We start from the raw sequence: 19,080 nt of genomic DNA, 5'->3' as shown, positions 1-19,080 counted from the left end.
TGGCTGAGTGGATTAGTGGATGAGCCACTTTGTCTCGTGAGCGGCGTCACTGTCAAGGTCTCATTGGTAGAGTGGCTTATCCAGTTTGTCCGTGGTCGAGCGTCGGTACGCGCTGCGCCGATCGACGAGCGAAGGGTAGTTCCGGTGTCTGGGGCCCTGAGCCGGGTGAACCGGCTGCGGCTGTACGAGCAGGTCATCGAGCGCATCAAGGCGCATGTCGAGGAGGCGGGCCTGCGCGCGGGCGACAAGCTGCCCGGTGAGCGGGAGCTGGCCGAGCGGCTCGGGGTCAGCCGTGCATCGGTCAAGCAGGCCATCGTGGTGCTGGAGGTGCAGGGACTGGTCGAGTCCCGGCACGGCGGCGGCACCTACCTGCGCGCCGACCGGCTGGCCGTCGAGACGGTGGACGAGATGATGGCACGCCGCCGCAGGCTGCCCGAGGTGCTGGAGGCGCGCGAGGCGCTGGAGACGAAGCTGGCCGAGCTGGCCGCCATGCGGCGCACCGACGAGGACCTGGCCGCGATGGACGCCGCGCTGGAGCACATGGCGGCCGAGATCGAGGACGGCGGCTACGGCATCGAGGGCGACCGGCGGTTCCACGAGGCGATCACCGCGGCCGCGCGCAGCGGGCTGCTGGCCGAGTTCATGCGCTCGATCTCGGTGCAGATCGCCGAGAGCAGGAACGAGTCGCTGCGCCAGCCGGAGCGGCCGCACCAGTCCATGGCGCAGCACCGGGCGATCCTGGAGGCGATCCGGGCGGGCGACCCGGACAGGGCGGCCGAGGCCATGCGCACACACGTCCGGACGGTGGCCAAAGTGCGGCTGCTGGCGTGGGATCCGCAGGAAGGTGACGACCGCGGCTGACCACCGGATCGGGGGGTGTGGAACGCGGGGTATGCGACCGCGTGGCCGCATTTCCGGCCGGGCTGGAGCGGGCGGCCGTTGGCGAAGTCGCTTCCGGCCTGGCGCTCGCCCACGGTCATGCCGCGGGGCAACCGAGGGCAAACCTGCCGGGCCTTCGAGGCAAACCGCTAGGCTGCCAGCGCCGACGATCACCCGTCGGCTGGACAATCACGCTGCGCGCTGTCGACCTCGGGAAGGTGACCCGCCGCCATGCAATCGATCGGCCGCTCCGCGCTCGCGGTGATGAGCTCGTTGGTCATGACCGCCACGGTGTCCGCGCCGGTCACCGTGACGTCCGGGACGCCGCGCGCCTTGGCCGCCGACGTGGTGTTCTCCGACGAGTTCGACGCCCCTGCCGGCACCCCGGTGGACACGTCGAAGTGGTACTTCGACACCGGCGACAACCCCAGCAACGCGGAACGGCAGTACTACACCGACAGCACCCGCAACGCCGTGCACGACGGCAACGGCAACTTGGTCATCACCGCGCGCAAGGAAAACCCGGCGGACTACCGGTGCTGGTACGGCCGGTGCGAATACACCTCGGCCCGGCTGACCACCGCGGGCAAGTTCCGCACCACCTACGGGCGGTTCGAAGCCCGCATCAAGATCCCCCGCGGCCAGGGCATCTGGCCCGCGTTCTGGCTGCTGGGCGACAACTTCGGCCAGGTCGGCTGGCCGGACTGCGGCGAGATCGACATCATGGAGAACATCGGCAGGGAGCCGTCCACGGTGCACGGCACCATCCACGGACCCGGCTACTCCGGTGGCGGCGGGATCGGCGCGGCCTACACGCTGCCGAACGGTCAGCAGTTCGCCGACGACTTCCACGTCTTCGCCGTCGAGTGGTCACCGAACCGCATCGCATGGTCCGTCGACGGGCACGTGTACCAGGTGCGCACGCCCGCCGACCTCGGCGGTCGGCGCTGGGTGTTCGACCACGACTTCTTCCTCATCCTCAACGTGGCGGTCGGCGGGCACTGGCCGGGCGATCCCGACGGCAGCACCCAGTTCCCGCAGCGGATGCTGGTCGACTACGTGCGGGTCACGGCGTGACGGCGTCGACGAAGACGCGGCCAAGCCGCGCGACGATGTGGCGCGAGCAGGTGCTCTCCGGCGCGGGCTGCCTGCAGCGGGGCGACTGGCTGTGCCGGTCGTCGCTGTCCAGCCCGGCGGGCCGGTTCACCCTGACCCATCGGGACGACGGCGAGCTGCTCCTGGCCGACAGCACCGGCAAGCCGGTGTGGTCGGTCGGCAGCGCGGGCATTCCGGCGGGCGGCCTGACCCTGATGCTGGACGGGGACCTGGTGCTCTACGACGCAGGCGACTGGCCGGTGTGGTCCAGCGGCACCGCAGGCCAGCCGGTGGAGTGGCTGCTGGTCACCGACGACGGCAACGTGGTGCTGCTGGACGGCTCCTGCCGAATGCGCTGGCGAGCCGTCGGCTGAGCCGCCGCGAGCCAGCAGGCAGGCTTCCCGCCGGGCCGCCGGACCGGACGGCCGGGGTGCCCGGCGCGCCGTACTGAATCGAATCGAGCTTGCACTTTCTTGCACCCTTTCGTCGGGTCACGTCGAGGTGATCACCCGCTACACTCCGGCACGCCGGGACCAATGTTCACCGGATGGTGTGCCGGTGACGGGTTGACAAGTGCGGGCTGTCGGAGGGCTGGCATGGCACGCGGTGACGGACGGGGCGGCCAGCTGAGGGTGGACTTGCTCGGTCCGGTTCGTGCCCGTGCCGGGGACGTGGAGCTGTCGCTGGGGCCCGCCCGACAGCGGGCGGTGTTCGCCACGCTGGCCGCGCGAGCCGGTGCGGAGGTCAGCCGCCGGGAGCTGATCGACGCGGTGTGGGGCGATGCGGCGCCGGCCAGCGCGGACGGCAGCGTCTACACCTACGTGTCCGGCCTGCGCCGGTGCCTGGCGCCAGCCGGTGAACCGTTGGAGAAGGGCCAGGGCGGCTATCGGTTGCGGCTGCCGCCCGGTGCGCTGGACCTGGCCGAGTTCGACCGGCTGCGCCAGGCCGCCGACCAGGCCGCGGCATCCGGGTCGCACCGCGAAGCCGCCGACACCTACACCGCCGCGCTGGGCCTGTGGCGCGGGGAGCCGTTCGGAGGCGTTCCTGGCCCGTTCGCCGAGCAGGAGCGGCAGCGGCTGCTCGAGCGGCGCATCGACGTGCACGAACGACGGGCCGCCGCGCTGCTCGAGGTCGGCGAGCACGCCGACGTGGCCGCCGAGCTGGCCGCACTGGTGGCCGACCATCCGCTGCGCGAGTCACTGCGGGCGCTGTTGATGCTGGCGCTGTATCGCGACGGCAGGCAGGCCGAGGCGCTGGAGGTGTTCCACGACGCACGCCGGGTGCTCCAGCAGGAGCTGGGTGTCCGGCCGGGACCCGCCTTGCAGGAGCTCAACGACAGGATGCTGGCAGGCGACCCGGAGCTGGCCGGGCCCCGCCGCGAGCCCGCGAAGGTTTCCCCGCGAACGGAAGCCGCAGATGCGCCGGAGCCGGCCGGTGAGCCCGCTCCGTTGTTCGGACGGGACGAGGAGCTGAGGTTGCTGCGGGCCAAGGTCGACGCGCTGGTGGCAGGGCGCGGCCATTCCGTCTGGGTGGAGGGCGCGGCGGGCATCGGCAAGTCGGAACTGCTCGGCACCGCGCTGGCCGACGTCGAAGCACGCGGCTGCGCGCTGTCCTGGGCGGTCGCCGACGAACTGGCCCAGCGCTTCCCGTTGCAGGTCGTCCTGGAGTGCCTGGACATCGACGTGCATTCGCCCGATCCGCGCCGTGCGGCGCTGGCCAAGCAGTTGCAGGGCACCCAGCACACCGACCTGACCGGCGCTGCCGATCCCATGCTGGCGGCGGTGGACAGCCTGCTCTCCCTGGTCGACACGCTGTGCGCGGAAGCCCCGCAGGTGCTGGTGCTGGACGACATGCAGTGGGCCGACGAGGCCTCGGTACTGGTGTGGCACCGGTTGTCGGCGGCCAGCCGCCAGCTGCCGCTGCTGCTCGTCGGGGCGGCCCGGCCCGCACCGAACCGGCCGGATCTGGTTCAGCTCCGGCAGCGGGTCAGCGCCCGCGGCCACACCACGCTGACGCTGGCGCCGCTCGACCCGGCGGCGAGCCGGGAGCTGGTCGCGGCACGGGTGCGCGCCCGGCCGGGGCGCGGGCTGCTCGATCTGGCGGCCCGGGCGGAAGGCAACCCGCTGTACTTGCGGGAGATGGTCGACGGCCTGCTGCGCAGCGGCGCCATCGAGGTGGTCGACGGCGTGGCGGAGGTGGACGAGCGGGCCTACGAGCCGCCGACCTCGCTGATCGCCGCGATGGGCAGGACGTTGGACGGCGTCAGCGAAGCCACCCGCGACACGTTGCGCATGGCCGCCCTGCTGGGGCCGGAGTTCACCGTGGACGACGTCGCGGCGGTGACCCGTCGCACTCCTGCCGACCTGGTCGCGGTCTTCGAGGAGGCGGTTGCCGCCGACATCGTCGTCGACGCGGGCCTGCAGCTGCGGTTCCGGCACCCGCTGCTGCGTCAGGCGCTCTACGCCGACATCCCGGCGGCGATGCGGTCGGCGTTGCACCGGCAGGCGGCCGAAGCGCTGGCCGCGGGCGGGGCACCGGTGCGCCGGGTGGCCGAGCAGCTGATCGCCGCCCCGAACGCGATCGACGCCTGGGTCGGGGAGTGGCTGGTCGCGAACAGCGCCGAGCTGGCGCACAGCACCCCGCACATCGCAGTCGACCTGCTGCAGCGGGTGGTCGACATCCCGACGCTGCACGCCCGGCACCGGGAACTGCTCAGCGAGGCGCTGGCCAAGGTGCTCTTCCGCCTGGCGCGCGATCCCGAGACGACGCTGCAACGGGTACGGCAGGCCATCGAGCTGTCCACCGAACCGGAGCGGACCGCCGAGCTGCGCCAGCTGTACGCGGCGATGCTGCATCGCAGCGGGCGGACCGCGCTGGCGCAGGAGGTCATCGCCGAGTCCATGGCCGACCCGGAGCTGCCGGACATCTGGCGTTCGCGGCACCTGGCGCTGCTGGTGAACTTCCGGCGCGGCGATCTGTCCGACTTGGACGCCGCAGAGGCCGACGCGCGAGCGGCGTGCGCGACGGCGGAGCGCACCGGGGACGCCTACCTGTTGGCACACGCGCACCAGACGCTGTGGCAGATCTGCTCGCTGCGACGCGACCACGAAGCGGCGCTGCGCCACGTCGACCGGGCGCTTGAGGTGGTGCGCGACCGGTCCGACCTGGCCGACATCCACTTCGATCTGCTGGACAACCGGATGTTCACGCTGCAGAACCTCGACCGGCTGCCCGAGGCACGCGAGGCGCTGCGGTCGGCGCGCGAGATCTCCGTGCAGCACTCGCTGCCCAGCGGACTGCAGGTGTCGGCGGCGGTGCACTACTACTGGGAAGGCCGCTGGGACGAGGCGATGGCCGAGCTGGACACGGTCATCGAGGACGGGCCGGAGATCTCGTTCTACGGTCTGCGGGAGCCGGGACCCGCTGCGCTGCTGCTGCACGGCGTGGCGGCGCTGATCGCCGGGCACCGGGACGACCGGCGGCGCGCGGCCAACCACCTGGACGCCGCCGCGGTGCACGACCCCACGACCCGCTCCGAGCGGGAGAGCGTCGACTTTTTGCTGGTGGCGCAGGCGTTGGCGGCCGAACAGGCAGGCGAGCCGCGGCGGGCGCTGGCCATCCTCTCGCCGATCCTCAACGTCGACTACGCGCAGATGATGCTGCGGCATCAGTGGTTGCCGGGCATCGCGCGGCTCGCCCGGCAGCTCGGTGACGAGGAAGCGGCGCGCGCTGCGCTGGCGGCGTGCGAGTACGAAGCGGATCGGGAGAAGGTGCCCGCCAGGGCCGCGGCCGCCCTGCAGTGGTGCCGAGCGCTCATCGACCGGGACGCCGAGGCGGGCAGCGCGGTGGTGACGCACCATCGCGCCGCGGGCCGGGTCGTCGAGCTGGCCTGGGCCTTGGAGGACCTGGCCGAGTTGCACGCGGAAGCGGGCAGGCCGGAGCGGGCAAGGGAGTGCCTGCGGGAGGCGGTCGAGATCTACCGCGGGCTGGCCGCCAGGTGGGACCAGCGCCGGGCGGCGGATCGCCTGGCCGCCTACGACGTGCACGTCGGCCAGGTGGACAGCGTGCCGCGGCCGCGCGCGGGCTGGGAGTCGCTGTCGCCGGTGGAGCGGCGGATCGCCGAACTGGTTTCGCGTGGCAAGTCCAATCCGGAGATCGCCACCGAGCTGTTGCTGCCGCGACGTACCGTGCAGGCCCACGTGGTGCGGATCCTGCGTGCGCTCCGGCTGGAGTCGCGTGCCGCGCTGGCCGAGCAGCTCCCGCAGCTGGTGCTCGCCGAGCGGGAGCCGAAGCCGCGCAGCCCCGCCGAGTCGATCCGCTGACCGGCTGCGCGGGACGTGCCTGCCGCGTTCTTCTTCCGCCGCGCCGGGACTCGGGACGCCGTGGTCAGATCACGTCGGCTCGCAGTGCGTGTGCCACCGCATGCGCCCGGTTGCGCAGGTGCAACCGGTTGGTCAGGCCGTGCAGCACGTTCTTCACCGTGCGCTGGGAGTAGCACAGCTTCTCCGCGATCTCGGCGGTGTCCAGGCCCTCGGCCATCAGGCGCAGCACGTCGGCTTCGCGGGGGGTGATGCCGGACGAGCTGAGCCCGCGTGGCGCCAGCACTTCCCGGTGCAGCTTCTCGAAGTGCCGCAGCAGGCTGCCCAGCAGGCGCGGTGGGAGGAGGCCGCCGCCGTTGGCGGCGGTCAGCACCGCCTGGACCACGCGCTCGTCCGGTGCCGCGGTCCGCGGGACGACCGCGACGACCTTCCGCTCGATGACGTGCAGCAGGTCGGTTTCGGACAGCTCCCTGACCAGCAGCACGACCGGGCGGCCCGCGGTGTCGGCCCACCTGCGCAGCATGGTCAGCATCGGCGCGTTCAGCTCGTCGATGGCTGCCACGATCACGTCGGCGTCCCCGGGCGGCGGGTCGTCCAGCACGCTCAGCTCGCCGCGTTCGCGCAGACAGCCGCGCAGACCGGCCTCGGTGAGCGGGTCCGAGGCGAAAATCGCCACCCGTACGTGCGCCATTGCCGTCCCTCCACGGGTCGCCATACGACATCTCGCGTCCGGTGTCCTGCGGTGCCCGCAGTCTGCCCGCAGTGTCCTCCGCGAAGTCTTCACGACACCTTCATGAAATTTCTTCACAATTTGGCGGAGGTTCTGCTCGGCGCCTTCCCGGCCGCTGTGGGCTGGGCCATACTGAACCGGCCGCGGAGGGGGACGAGATGCCGGAGGAACAGCGCGGACTGGACATCGAGCTGCTCGGTCCGTTGCGCGTCCGCCGTGGCGAGCAGGTGCTCGACCTCGGCTCGGGCCGCCGTCGTGCGGTCTTCGCCGTGCTCGCGATGCGCGCCGGGCAGACGGTCAGCCGGGCGGAGCTGATCGAGGCGGTGTGGGGTGACGATCCGCCCGCCACCGTGGAAGGCAGCCTCTACACCTACGTCTCGGACTTGCGCCGCGTGCTGGAGCCGCGCCGGTCACGGTGGTCCAGCGGGGAAGTGCTGGTCTCGGCGGGCGGCGGTTACGAGCTCCGGGTCGATCCGGCGCGCATCGACGTGGTGCGGCTGGAGCACATGCGCGAGCGCGCCGCCCAGTGTGCGGCCGAGGATCGCTGGCAGGAGGCCTACCGGCTGCTGTCCGACGCATTGGCGTTGTGGCGGGGCGAAGCGCTGGCGGACGTCGGCGGGCCGTTCGCCGCCCGGCACCGAGCTCGGCTGGCGGAGATCCGGCTGGCGACGGTGGAAAGCCGGGCGGAGGCCGCGCTGGCCGCCGGGCGGGCCGAGGAGGTGGTCGACGAGCTGCGCAGGCTGGTCGCCGAGCATCCGACCCGGGAACGGACCCGCGGCCTGCTGATGTCGGCGCTGCACGCCGGCGGCCGCAGCGAGGAGGCGCTTGCGGTCTACGCGGACGCGGAGCGGGTGCTGGCCGGCGAACTGGGCATCGAACCGGGTCCGGCACTGCGCTCGGTGCGTGAGGCGATCCAGCAAGACATGCGGTCGCTCTCGCCGTGGCAGGACGCCGGCTTGCGGCCGTCGGCTCCGGCGCCGTTCGTCGGCCGTGCGCAGGCGATGGCGGCATTACGGGACCACCTCGTCCGGCTCGCCGAGGGACGGGGCGGAGCGGTGTGGGTCGAGGGCGAGCCGGGGTGCGGGAAGACCGCGCTGCTGGCCGCCGTGCTGGACCACGCCGGCCACGCCTGCCCGGTCGTGTGGGCCGCGGGGGACGAGCTGAGCGGCCGGTTCCCGCTCGGCATGCTGCTGGAAGCCTTCGGCGTGGACGCCAGGTCGCCGGATCCGCAGCGCCGGGAGCTGGCTCGCGAGCTGCGTCAGCGGGACGGGGCGCGACGGACCGGGGACGCCGAGCGCATCGCCATCGAGCGGCTGCTTGCCATCGTGGACCAGCTGTGTGCGCACCGGCCGCTGGTCGTGGTGCTGGACGACGTGCAATGGGCGGACGAAGCGTCGTTGTTGGCCTGCCACCGTCTGGTGCGCATGACGCGGCGGGCCCCGTTGCTGGTGCTGGCGGCGGCCCGGCCGGTGCCTCGCCGCGACGCGGTCGACCGGGTGCGCGCGGCGTTCGGCGGTCCGGTGCGGATACCGCCGTTGGATCAGGACGAAGTCGCCGAACTGGTGTGCGCGCTGGCCGGTGCCGAGCCGTCGGTGACGCTGCTCGACGTGGTGGCCGGGGCGGTGGGCAATCCGCGGCTGATCCACCTGATGATCGACGGGCTGCGGCGCGCAGGCGGGCTGCGCGTCGACGACGGCCTGGCCGAGGTGGACCGTGATGCGGTCCCCCGGGCGCTGGGCTGGGTGTCGGCCGAGTTGACCGGCCTGCTCGGCTTTCTGGGCGAACCCGCACGCGACGTGCTGCGCTGGGCGTCGCTGTTCGGGCAGGAGTTCGACCTCGGTGAGGTCGCCGCCGCGACGGCCCGTCCGGTGTCCGACCTGATCGGCCCGGTCGAGGAGGCGGTCGCGGCCGGGGTGCTGCGGGACGCGGGCGACCGGTTCGCGTTCCGTCACCCGCTGGTGCGGCAGGCCCTGCACGAGGCCATGCCGAAAGCGGTGCGCGTGGCGCTGCATCGGCAAGCCGCCCGCACCTTGGCTGCCGCCGGCAGCGATCCGGACCGGGTGGCGCAGCAGTTGCTTGCCGCCCCGGTGGAGCCCGACGCATGGACGATCGACTGGCTGCTCCAGCACAGCGACACCGTCGCCCGCCGGTCCCCGGAACTGGCGGCCGACCTGCTGGAACGTGCGGTGCGGGTGGTCGTGGCCGACGAGCGTACCCGGGAAGTGCTGACCGCACGGCTCGCCCGGCTCCGGTTCTGGCTGGGAAGACGGGCCGACGCGGAGGCGCGGGCGGTGCTGGCGATGACCACGGATGCCGGTACCGCTGCGGAGATGCGCCTGCTCTTGGCCTATCTGGACGCGGTGCGCGGGGTGCCGGGGCAAGCCTGCCTGACGCTGCGTTCGGCCGCCGACGACGCGGACGTGCCGCCGCGATGGCGAGCGCAACAACGGATGCTGCTCGCCTCGATCGAGCGCCCAGGGTGCGAAGACCTGGCGGACGCCGAGAACGATGCGCGCGCGATGTTGCAGCATGCCGGGGCGGATCCGCTGGACACCGTGCACGCGCTGCGGCGGCTGTGGCAGGTGGAGTCGGCCCGCGGCAGGCATCGGCAAGCACTGCACCACGTCGACGCCGCCCTCGCCGCCGTGCGTGATCATCCGGACCTGGTCGATGTGCACGTGAGTCTGCTCGACGATCGCGTCGCCACCCTGCATGCGCTCGATCGCTTCGACGAAGCGGACCGGTGCATGGCGGAAGCCCGGCAGCTGATCGTGCGCCGGGACGGCCGCGGCTCGGCCGGGCTGCCGGTGCCCGCCGCGGTGCACGCGTTCTGGCTCGGCCGGTGGGACCAGGCGATCGTCGAGCTGGACGCCGTGCCGCAGGCGGCGTCCGAGGTGACCCTGTACGGGCTGCGCCGCAGGGGAGCGATCGTGCTGCGGCACGGCATGACCGCCCTGATCGCCGGCCTGCGTGACGACGAGCGTCAGCTGGAGAATCACCTGCGGGCCGCCGCCGACCTCCCGTTCTCCGTCGGGGCCGAGAAGGACCACGCCGAGTTCCTGATGGCCGCTCGTGCGCTCGCCGCCGAACGGCGCGGCGAGCTGGAGGAGGCGCTGGCGGCGCTGCAGCCGATGCTGGAGCTCGATCGGCCGTGGGCGGCGCGCCATCAGTGGCTGCCCGCCGTGGTCCGGTTGGCGCTGCGAGCCGGGCGCACCGATCTGGCGCAGGACGTGTGCGAGGTGGCTGAGGCGGGGCAGCGGCAGGAGGACGCCCCGGGACGGGCCACGGCGGCAGCGACGTGGTGCCATGGGCTGCTCGCCACGGAACCGGACGAGCTGGCGGCATTGGCCAGCGGGTTCCAGCAGGCCGGGCGGCGGTACGAGTACGCGATGGTGCTGGCCGACGCCGCCGAGCTGTTCGCCAGGACCGGCCGGGAAGCCGAAGCCCGCAGCGCACTCCGCGACAGCCTGCTGGTCGCCACGGATCTCGGCGCCGCGTGGTGCGTGGCGCGGGCCGAGGAACGCCTCCGCCCCTACGGCCTGCGCAGGGCGGAAGTGCTGCGCAGGCCCGATGCGGCCGACTCGTTGTCCCCGCTGGAGGTCACCGTGGCCGAACTGGTCGCCGACGGCTGGCCGGACGACGACGTCGCGCACCGGTTGTCGCTGTCCCGGCAGGCGGTGCGCAAGCACGTCGAGCGCATCCAGCGGGTGCTCGGAGTGACCACCCGGCTGGGCATCACCCGCGCGGCCGTCGCCGCGCACCGGGCGGCTCAGCCGAGCGCGACCAGCCCCCAGCGTTCCCGGTCCACCACCGGACGGCGGCGGTAGGTGCCCGGGTCCGGGTCGGCCACCGAGGCGGGCAGCATGTTGGACCTGGCCACCTCGGAGAACATCCACCCGCTGTCCTTCACCCGCCGCCGCTGCGTCGCGAAGTCGACGTGCACGATGCCGAACCGCTGGCTGAAGCCCATCGCCCACTCGAAGTTGTCCAGCAGCGACCACACCAGGTAACCCCGCACGTCCGCGCCGAGCTGCAGCGCCCGGTGCACCGCGCGGATGTGCTCGGCCAGATAGCGCGTGCGCTCGGCGTCGTGCACCCGGTCGCCGATCACCTCGTCGGCGAACGAAGCGCCGTTCTCGGCGACGATCAGTGGGACGTCGCAGCGCTCGGACACCGACAGCAGCAGATCGGTCAGCGCATCCGGGTCCTGCTCCCAGCCGAACCCGGTGAGCCTGCCGCGCGGTGGCAGCGTGTCGACCCCGCGCACACCCGGCAAGTCGCACGTGCCGCGGGCGGTGGGGTCACCGGACGGCGCATACCGGGTCGGGCCGTAGTAGTTGACGCCGAGGTGGTCGATCGGGGTGGCGATGACGTCCAGGTCGCCGTCCTGGATCGCCGGTTCCAGCGCGTCGAGGAACGCGATGTCGGCCAGCACGTCCGGTGGGTATCCGGCGCCCAGCACCGGGTCGAGGAACAGCCGGTTCTGCATGCCGTCGACCTTGCGCGCGGCCTCCCGGTGTTCCGGGTCGTCCCTGGCGATGAGGATCGAGCCGAGGTTGAACACGATGCTCACCCGCAGCGGGCCGGTGGCAGCCGCGCGCAGCGACCGGGTGCCCAGCCCGTGCGCCAGCAACAGGTGATGCGCGGCCCGCAGCGCGGCGGCCTCGTCCCGGATGCCCGGCGCGTGGATCCCGGTGCCGTAGCCGAAGTAGGCCGAGCAGAACGGCTCGTTGATCGTCGTCCAGTCGGTCACCCGGTCGCCGAGCACCCGGTAGACCGCCTCGGCGTAGTCGGCGAAGCGCAGCGCGGTGTCCCTGGCAGGCCACCCGCCCTCGTCCTGCAGCGCCTGCGGCAGGTCCCAGTGGTACAGGGTGGCGATCGGCTCGATGCCGTGCTCGAGCAGCTGGTCGACCAGCCGGTCGTAGAAGCCGAGGCCCGCGGCGCTGGTGGTGCGGCCGTCCGGCTGCACCCGTGGCCAGGCGACCGAGAAGCGGTAGCAGGGCAACCCGAGCTCGGCCATCAGCCGCACGTCGTCGGCGTAGCGGCGGAAATGGTCGCAGGCCTGCTCGCCGGTGTCGCCGTTGAGGATCGCCCCCGGCTTGGCGGCGAACGTGTCCCAGATCGACGGGCCGCGGCCGTCCACCGTGGTGCTGCCCTCGATCTGGTACGCGGCGGTGGCCGCGCCCCACCGGAAACCCGCGGGGAACGTCAGGCCGTGTGGTGACGTGCTCGCGCCGCTCGGCCGGGTCACCGCAGTCATCCCGCCTCACCTCACGCCTCGTCCCGCGCCGTGCATGATCCCGGTGACGATCCGCCGTGCCAGCAGCACGAAGACCGCCAGTACCGGAAGCACGCCCAGTGTGGCACCGGTGAGCATCAGCGCGTAGTCGGTGAAGTAGCCGCTGGCCAATTCGGACACCACGACCTGCACGGTCGGACTGTCCACCGGGTCCAGCACGATCAGCGGCCAGAAGAAGTCGTTCCACGCGGACATGAACGTCAGCATGGCCAGCACCACCGCTTGCGGCCGGACCGCGGGCAGCACCACGTGCCAGATCACCCGCAGCAGCGAGCAGCCGTCCAGCCTGGCGGCGTCCACCACGTCCCGGTCCACCGCCTCCTCGCATGCCTGGCGCATCCAGAACACGCCGAACGCGCCGGCCAGCGCGGGCACGATCACCGCTTCCAGCCTGCCGTACCAGCCGAGATCCGACACCACCAGGTACAGCGGGACGACGCCGAGCTGGGCCGGGATCATCGCGGTGCCCAGCACCAGCAGGAACAGCGTGTTGCGGCCGGGGAAGCGCAGGTGCGCGAACGCGAACCCGGCCAGTGTCGAGATGGCCACGTTGGCCGCTGCCACCGTGCTCGCCACGATCAACGAGTTCTGCATGGCGAAGGCGAAGTCGACCGTGGTGACCACCCTGGCCAGGTTGTCCGGGAAGTGGGGCCCCGGCACCAGGGAAGGGAGTCCGGACGCGGCAGCTCCCTCGCTGCTGGCGACGACGAACGACCAGTACAGCGGGAAGATCGACGCGGTGCCGACGGCGACCAGGACGGCGTAGGCCCACCAGCGCACCGGGCTGCGGGTGGAGCCGGACGCGTCCCGGGTCCGGCGCGTGCTCTGCCGGTCCCTGACCTGCCTGGTCACCGTCGCGGTCATGGTCAGCTCCTTGCCACCATGCGCCGGACCAGGCCGAAGTTGACCAGCACCACGATGCCCGAGACGGCCACCACGGCCCAGGCCACCGCGGCCGCGTACCCCGCGTCGTAGTCGGTGAACCCGCGCTCGTACAGGTACATCACCAGAGTCTGGAACTGCCGGTCGGTGCCCCCGGTGCCCGCGGTGCCCAGCGGGTCGAACAGCTGCGGCTCGGTGAACAGCTGCAGGCCACCGATGGTGGAGATGACCACCGTGAACAGGATGGTGGGCCGGATGCCGGGGACGGTGATCGACCAGAACGCGCGCCAGCGGGACGCCCCGTCCAGCGCGGCGGCGTCGTAGCGCTCCTGCGGGATCGACTGCATGGCGGCCAGGTACAGCAGGGCGTTGTACCCGGTCCAGCGCCAGATGACCATCACGGAGACGGCCAGGTGGGCCGCCAACCGGTCGCCGTGCCAGTCGACCGGATCGAGCCCGAGCGACTGCAGCACCGCGTTCACGGTGCCGCTGGTGTCCCCGAACAGCTGCCCGAACACCAGCGCGACCGCCACCACGGAGACGACGTTGGGCAGCAGCACGCCCGCCCGCCACCAGGTGGCAGCCCGCAGCGGACGGTTGAGCAGCGCGGCAAGTCCCAGCGCGGCCAGCAGCTGCACCACGGTGGACAGCAGGAAGATGCTCACCGTGTTGCCCAGCGCGTTGTAGAAGCGCCAGTCGGACAGCAGCCGGAGGTAGTTGCCCGTCCCGGTGAACGATCGCGGGCCGTCCAGCAGATGCCAGTCGTGCAGCGAGACCCACGCGGTGAACAGCATCGGCAACAGGCCGAACACCGCGAACACGACGAGGAACGGCGCCAGCAGCAGGTAGCCGGCGGCGCGCCCGCCCATGGGCGCGTGCTTCGCCGCAGGTCCGGTCAGGTCAGCCTCCTTCCAGCGCCTCGCGGCCCTGCTCGACCGCTTCCCGGAAGGCCTCCGGCACGCCGAGCGCTCCTTCCTCGATCCGGCCGAGCGCGGCGTCGAAGCGCGGCCGCACCTTGGCGTCGTCGACACCGCGGAACGTGGGCCGCAGCTTGTCCGCCGCCGCGGCGTAGATCTTGCCGACCGGGGCGTTGGAGAAGTACTCGTCCCGGCGGGACCGGATGGCCGGGTCGCGGTACACCTCGGGGCAGCTGGGCAACAGCCCGGTGGTGAGGAACGAGCGGCGCTGTTGTTCCGGCGCGGTCAGCCATTCGGCGAGTCGGTACGCCTGGCGGGCGTGCTTGGTCTGCGCCGGGATCGCCAGGTAGGAGCCGCCGCGGTTGCCCGTGCCCCCCGGGACCGTCGCGATGTCCCATCTGCCTTCCCCGTGCGGGCCTGCCGCGTTGCGGATCAACGCGAGCATCCACGACGGGCAGGACACCGTGGCCACCTTCCCGGAGCGGATCGCCGTGCTCCACTCCTGGGTGAACGGCTGCACCTTCGCGGTGTGGCCGCGGGCGCCCAGCAGGCCCGCGAGGGTGAACGCCTGCTTCAGCCGCTCGTTCCTCCCGGCGACGTAGGAGCCGTCGGTGGCGAAGTAGTTGTGGTCCAGCTGGCTGACCATCGACTGGAACACGTTGGCCGCGGAGTCGGTGAAGTGCACGCCGTCCGGTGCCGATGCCGCGAACTGCTCGGCCACCCCGGCGAACGCGCGCCAGGTCGGCCACAGCCGTGCGACGGCCTCCCGATCGGTCGGCAGGCCCGCGGCGGCGAACAGGTCCCGCCGGTAGCACATGGCCAGCCCGCCCATGTCGGTGCCGAGACCGATGACCCTGTCGCCGGCCAGCCCGCCTGCCCACTTCCACTCCGCCCAGCGGCTGCGCAGCTTGTCCGCCCCGAACGTGCTCAGGTCGACGAACTTGTCCGCGGCCTGCCGCATGCTGGGCAGGTATTGCTCCTCGATGGCCACCACGTCCGGCGCTCCCCGGCCGGTACCCAACGCGGTGGCCAGCGCCTTGTGATGGCTGTCGAAGTCGGTGACCCGGGTGACGACGGTGATGCCGGGATTCTCCCGCTCGAACGTCTCGACCAGCTCCCGGTAGCCGAACTCGCCGAACGTGGCCAGGGTGAGGCGGATGGTGCCGGACTCGCCGGAGCAGCCGCAGGACAGCACCAGCACGAGGAGCAGCGCGGCGGCCAGGCGGCTGATGCGCAGCGGTGCACTCATCGACGAGCCTCTCTCCCGCGGCGTGCCGAGCGATTCTGCCACGGACACCCGGTCTGCGGCGGTGTTCGCGCGCGTGCGCGCGCGCAAGGTCGGCCCTTTCGGGCACATCCGCGGTACCGTCGATTTTCACTCGCCGCGCCGGGCGGCCCCCACGGTGGTGCCCGGGGCATAGTGGTCGTCTCAGGTCGTCTCGGGCCGCTCCCGGCCGGCGGAAGGAGGGGGCGATGAGCGCGTCGCCACGAGGGCTCAGTCCGCACCGCCTCCTGGCCGACCGGCTGGCCAGGCAGATCGAGCTGCTGCAGCTGTCGGTGGACCAGCAACGGGACGCGCAGGCCGGTGAGCGCTACCTGGACGTGCTGGCCGGGCTCAGCCGGGGAGAGGAAGCGTTGCGGGCGCTGGATCGCAACGACCTGCCCGCCTGCCTCGACCATCTGCGGGCGTCGCTCGAGCTGCTGGAACGGGCCCAGCTGGACGGCCTGACCGGTCCCTTCATGGCCAGGTGAGCCACGTGTGGCCGCACGCCGGGCTGGGCGGAGGGGTCAGGCCTGGACGACCTTCGGCCCCGCCGCTTCGATCTCGGCCGCCACCTCGTCGTCGATGCCGCTGTCGGTGATGAACGTGTCCACCTGCGACAGCTCGCCGAAGCGTGCGAAGTGGTCGTTGCCCACCTTGGTGTGGTCGGCCAGCAGCACCACCCGCCGCGCGGCCGCGATGGCCGCCCGCTTCACCATCGCCTCGGCGGGATCGGGCGTGGTCAGGCCGCGTTCCACGGACAGGCCGTTGGTGGCGATGAAGGCCACGTCCACGTACGTCTCGTGCAGCGCGTGCAGCGCCCAGCCGTCCACCATCGCCATCGTCCGGCCACGCAGCCTGCCGCCGACCATCATCAGCGTCAGGTTCCGGCGGGTGCTCAGCGTCGAGGCGATGATCAGCGAGTGGGTCACCACCGTGAGCTCACGGTCGGTCGGCAGGATGTTCGCCAGTCGGGCCGTGGTGGTGCCCGCGTCCAGCAGGATCGCGCCGCCCGGCGGGATCTCCGCCACCGCCGCCTTGGCGATTCGCTCCTTCTCCTCGGTCATCACGGTGTCCTTGGCGGACACGGCCGGTTCGAAACCCAGCCGCTCGACCGGGATCGCCCCGCCGTGCACCCGCCGGACCACGCCATGCCGCTCCAGCGCGGTCAGGTCGCGCCGCACCGTCTCGGTGGTGACGTTGAACTCCTGCGCCAGCGCGGTCACGTCGACCCTGCCGTGGCTGCGAGCTCGCTCCAGGATCAGCTGTTGGCGCTCCTCGGCATACATCGCAGCTCCGTGTGTGATTCGCGGTGAGGTTCTGTGAGTTTACGTGGTGTTACTGCACCGTACCACCGCAACGGACCCGCCGCTTGGCCGAACGGGCAACCCGCAATGTACGCGTCTACCAGGCAATACAAACTAAATCAATCCGATGCAACAAAAAACTATGCGAAACCCTTGTAAACACAGATCTGCGGTGCTACGGTCGGTCCACCCACGAGGGCGAGGACCGGAGGAGGCAGCGTGGGAGGAGCGGTTCCTGAGTCGTACGGCGACCGGGACACGTCGGGGCGGACGATCCTCACCGTCACCCTGAACCCGAGCGTGGACCGCACGGTCGAGGTGCCCAGCCTGAAGCGGGGCGGCCTGGTCCGTGCGATCGGCGGGCACGTCGAGGCGGGCGGCAAAGGCATCAATGTCACCAGGGCGCTGGCGGCGCATCGCATCCCGTCGTGCGCCGTGGTGGCCGTCGGCGGTGCGGAAGGCAGGCACCTGGCCGCGATGCTGGAGGCCGACGACATCCACTCGGTGCTCATCTCGGTCGCCGAGCCCACCCGGTCGAACATCAGCGTGGTGGAGCCGGACGGCACCCTCACCAAGATCAACGAACGCGGCGCCGCGCTCACCGAGGAGGAGCTCGCCCAGATCCGCGACGGCGTCATCAGCCAGCTGCCGACGGCCGCTTGGGTCGTGGTGGCCGGGAGCGTCCCGGACGGTGTCCCGGACTCCTACTACGGCTCACTGGTCCGCGAGCTGCGCGCGCACGACGTCAAGGTCGCGGTCGACACCAGCGGGCCTGCGCTGTCCGCCGCCATCGCCGAAGGGCCCGACCTGGTGAAACCGAACCGAGCCGAGCTGCAGGAAGCCACCGGCCGGGAAGTGCTCACCGTCGGCGACGCCGTGGCGGCCGCCCGCATGCTGCAGCAGGCCGGTGCCCGCTCGGTGCTGGCCAGCCTGGGCCCCGACGGCGCCGTGCTTGTCGAGCCGGGCGGTGCGGCCTGGCACGGCGAAGCCGTCGCCCAGCCACGCAGTTCGGTCGGCGCGGGCGACGCCATGCTGGCCGGCTTCCTGGCAGGCGGGGCCAGCGGCCCGCGGGCGCTGACCGCCGCACTCGCCTGGGCGGCCGCCGCGGTGTCGCTGCCCGGCACCCGCATGCCGACACCCGAGGACGTCACCACCGACGTGGTGACCATCCACCCCACGATCGCGGCCGACCGGCTCCTGGTCGACCACAACTAACTGCTCACCGACGGCAGGAGAGACCATGACTCGAGCAGACGAGGCACCGTCGCCTACTTCGTCCGGCCCGACCGAGAGCACGCTGTCCCGGCTCAAGACCAAGGTGCAGCGTTTCGGCGGCAACTTGGCCGCGATGGTCATGCCCAACATCGGTGCGTTCATTGCGTGGGGCCTGATCACCGCGCTGTTCATCCCGTCCGGCTGGTGGCCGAACGAGACCCTGGCCAAGCTGGTCGGCCCGATGATCACGTTCCTGTTGCCGGTGCTGATCGGCTACACCGGCGGCAGGCTGGTGCACGACCAGCGCGGTGGCGTGGTCGGCGCGGTGGCCACCGTGGGTGTCGCGGTCGGCAGCGACGTGCCGATGTTCCTCGGCGCGATGATCGTCGGACCGCTCGGCGGCTGGCTGATCAAGCTGTTCGACACCAAGATCGGCCACCGCACCAGCTCGTCGTTCAAGATGCTGGTGGACAACTTCAGCGCGGGCATCATCGGTGGCGCGCTGGCGGTGCTCGGCATGCTGGGCATCGGGCCGGTGGTCCGCACGCTCACCGAGTGGCTGGGCAGCGGCGTGCAGTTCCTGGTGGACAGCGGCCTGTTGCCGCTGGCCTCGCTGATCATCGAGCCGGCCAAGGTGCTGTTCCTGAACAACGCCATCAACCACGGCGTGCTCGGCCCGCTCGGCGCGGCCGAGGCGGCCGAGTCCGGCAAGGCCATCCAGTTCCTGATGGAGACCAACCCCGGGCCCGGCCTGGGCATCCTGCTGGCCTGCCTGCTGTTCGGGCCGCGGATGATGCGCGCGTCCGCCCCCGGCGCGATGATCATCCACTTCTTCGGCGGCATCCACGAGATCTACTTCCCGTACGTGCTGGCCCGGCCGCGGCTGATCCTGGCCGCCATCGCCGGTGGTGCGGCAGGCGTGCTGACCTTCGTCGTCTTCGAGGCGGGCACCACCGCCACCCCGGCTCCCGGCAGCATCATCGCCCTCATGGCGGTCACCCCGAAGGGTGGGCACCTGGGCGTGCTGGCGGGCGTGGCGATCGCGACCGTGGTGTCGTTCCTGGTGGCCGCCGTGCTGCTGGGCTTCGGCCGCGCGGAGAAGGCTCGTGAACTGCAGGAACAAGTCGCGGCGGGCGGACAGGTCGACGGCAACGCGAAGCAGAAGGGCTGAACGTC

Annotated in this window: 14 protein-coding genes; 8 read left to right on the top strand and 6 right to left on the bottom strand. The window is 72.0% G+C overall.

Translation table 11 applies throughout. The features are described 5' to 3' along the window. Positions 1-144: 144 nt before the first annotated feature. From YWY_RS0105820 to YWY_RS20500, 4 genes are all read left to right on the top strand, one after another. Entirely contained in the window at positions 145-861 is a 717-nt protein-coding gene (locus tag YWY_RS0105820) for a FadR/GntR family transcriptional regulator (RefSeq protein WP_028846843.1), read from the top strand. 249 nt (positions 862-1,110) lie between these two features. Further along, positions 1,111-1,956 carry a glycoside hydrolase family 16 protein gene (locus YWY_RS0105815; RefSeq protein WP_028846842.1) on the top strand — a complete coding sequence of 282 codons (846 nt, stop codon included), beginning with the start codon at positions 1,111-1,113 and terminating at the stop codon, positions 1,954-1,956. A gap of 35 nt (positions 1,957-1,991) precedes the next feature. Then, a complete protein-coding gene (locus tag YWY_RS20505; RefSeq protein ID WP_051309822.1) occupies positions 1,992-2,348 on the top strand; it encodes a hypothetical protein in 357 nt (118 codons plus the stop codon). A 222-nt stretch (positions 2,349-2,570) separates the two neighbouring features. Beyond that, positions 2,571-6,296, top strand: coding sequence for an ATP-binding protein (locus tag YWY_RS20500; protein ID WP_051309819.1), 3,726 nt, complete (start codon positions 2,571-2,573; stop codon positions 6,294-6,296). Positions 6,297-6,360: 64 nt separating this feature from the next. Here YWY_RS20500 and YWY_RS0105800 read toward each other — a convergent pair whose 3' ends face one another. After that, positions 6,361-6,984 (bottom strand): helix-turn-helix transcriptional regulator, encoded by a 624-nt coding sequence (locus YWY_RS0105800; RefSeq protein ID WP_028846841.1) that lies wholly within the window; start codon positions 6,982-6,984, stop codon positions 6,361-6,363. A gap of 197 nt (positions 6,985-7,181) precedes the next feature. Here YWY_RS0105800 and YWY_RS20495 point away from each other — a divergent pair, with 197 nt between their 5' ends. Then, a complete protein-coding gene (locus YWY_RS20495) occupies positions 7,182-10,850 on the top strand; it encodes an ATP-binding protein (protein WP_051309817.1) in 3,669 nt (1,222 codons plus the stop codon). Here the strand turns inward: YWY_RS20495 and YWY_RS20490 are convergent. From YWY_RS20490 to YWY_RS0105775, 4 genes are read right to left on the bottom strand one after another with little or no spacing between them, the layout of a single operon-like run. Further along, positions 10,793-12,283: a GH1 family beta-glucosidase gene (locus tag YWY_RS20490; protein ID WP_084609008.1), complete on the bottom strand. Its 1,491-nt coding sequence runs from the start codon at positions 12,281-12,283 to the stop codon at positions 10,793-10,795. The genes YWY_RS20495 and YWY_RS20490 overlap by 58 nt on opposite strands. A gap of 6 nt (positions 12,284-12,289) precedes the next feature. Then, positions 12,290-13,186 carry a carbohydrate ABC transporter permease gene (locus YWY_RS0105785; RefSeq protein ID WP_084609007.1) on the bottom strand — a complete coding sequence of 299 codons (897 nt, stop codon included), beginning with the start codon at positions 13,184-13,186 and terminating at the stop codon, positions 12,290-12,292. Positions 13,187-13,188: 2 nt separating this feature from the next. Then, on the bottom strand, positions 13,189-14,073 hold the full coding sequence (locus YWY_RS0105780; RefSeq protein ID WP_028846839.1) for a carbohydrate ABC transporter permease: 885 nt from the start codon (positions 14,071-14,073) through the stop codon (positions 13,189-13,191). Positions 14,074-14,104: 31 nt separating this feature from the next. After that, the gene (locus YWY_RS0105775; protein ID WP_038044641.1) at positions 14,105-15,370 is read right to left on the bottom strand and encodes an extracellular solute-binding protein; all 1,266 of its coding nucleotides are present in this window, start codon (positions 15,368-15,370) and stop codon (positions 14,105-14,107) included. Positions 15,371-15,594: 224 nt separating this feature from the next. Here YWY_RS0105775 and YWY_RS0105770 point away from each other — a divergent pair, with 224 nt between their 5' ends. Beyond that, a complete protein-coding gene (locus YWY_RS0105770; protein WP_028846837.1) occupies positions 15,595-15,873 on the top strand; it encodes a hypothetical protein in 279 nt (92 codons plus the stop codon). Between the two features lie 36 nt (positions 15,874-15,909). On the opposite strand, the gene YWY_RS0105765 is transcribed toward YWY_RS0105770, so the two are convergent. Next, complete coding sequence (locus YWY_RS0105765; RefSeq protein ID WP_028846836.1) at positions 15,910-16,671, bottom strand: DeoR/GlpR family DNA-binding transcription regulator; 762 nt, start codon at positions 16,669-16,671, stop codon at positions 15,910-15,912. A gap of 237 nt (positions 16,672-16,908) precedes the next feature. Here YWY_RS0105765 and pfkB point away from each other — a divergent pair, with 237 nt between their 5' ends. After that, complete coding sequence (pfkB, locus tag YWY_RS0105760; protein ID WP_245566565.1) at positions 16,909-17,904, top strand: 1-phosphofructokinase; 996 nt, start codon at positions 16,909-16,911, stop codon at positions 17,902-17,904. Positions 17,905-17,929: 25 nt separating this feature from the next. Further along, on the top strand, positions 17,930-19,075 hold the full coding sequence (gene mtlA, locus YWY_RS0105755) for a mannitol-specific PTS transporter subunit IIC (RefSeq protein ID WP_028846834.1): 1,146 nt from the start codon (positions 17,930-17,932) through the stop codon (positions 19,073-19,075). Positions 19,076-19,080 lie beyond the last annotated feature (5 nt).

This window comes from Thermocrispum agreste DSM 44070 (assembly GCF_000427905.1).
Taxonomy (GTDB): domain Bacteria; phylum Actinomycetota; class Actinomycetes; order Mycobacteriales; family Pseudonocardiaceae; genus Thermocrispum; species Thermocrispum agreste.
The sequence above is the reverse complement of the archived record's forward strand: the minus strand, read 5'-3'. Positions and strand labels throughout refer to the sequence as shown.

Bases quoted from the DNA above. Each gene is read 5' to 3' on its own strand.
- mtlA (WP_028846834.1), top strand. From the start codon at position 17,930: ATGACTCGAGCAGACGAGGCACCGTCGCCTACTTCGTCCGGCCCGACC.
- YWY_RS0105765 (WP_028846836.1), bottom strand. From the start codon at position 16,671: ATGTATGCCGAGGAGCGCCAACAGCTGATCCTGGAGCGAGCTCGCAGC.
- YWY_RS0105775 (WP_038044641.1), bottom strand. From the start codon at position 15,370: ATGAGTGCACCGCTGCGCATCAGCCGCCTGGCCGCCGCGCTGCTCCTC.
- YWY_RS0105815 (WP_028846842.1), top strand. From the start codon at position 1,111: ATGCAATCGATCGGCCGCTCCGCGCTCGCGGTGATGAGCTCGTTGGTC.
- YWY_RS20500 (WP_051309819.1), top strand. From the start codon at position 2,571: ATGGCACGCGGTGACGGACGGGGCGGCCAGCTGAGGGTGGACTTGCTC.
- YWY_RS20505 (WP_051309822.1), top strand. From the start codon at position 1,992: ATGTGGCGCGAGCAGGTGCTCTCCGGCGCGGGCTGCCTGCAGCGGGGC.
- YWY_RS0105770 (WP_028846837.1), top strand. From the start codon at position 15,595: ATGAGCGCGTCGCCACGAGGGCTCAGTCCGCACCGCCTCCTGGCCGAC.
- YWY_RS20495 (WP_051309817.1), top strand. From the start codon at position 7,182: ATGCCGGAGGAACAGCGCGGACTGGACATCGAGCTGCTCGGTCCGTTG.
- YWY_RS0105800 (WP_028846841.1), bottom strand. From the start codon at position 6,984: ATGGCGCACGTACGGGTGGCGATTTTCGCCTCGGACCCGCTCACCGAG.
- YWY_RS0105785 (WP_084609007.1), bottom strand. From the start codon at position 13,186: ATGACCGCGACGGTGACCAGGCAGGTCAGGGACCGGCAGAGCACGCGC.
- YWY_RS20490 (WP_084609008.1), bottom strand. From the start codon at position 12,283: ATGACTGCGGTGACCCGGCCGAGCGGCGCGAGCACGTCACCACACGGC.
- YWY_RS0105780 (WP_028846839.1), bottom strand. From the start codon at position 14,073: ATGGGCGGGCGCGCCGCCGGCTACCTGCTGCTGGCGCCGTTCCTCGTC.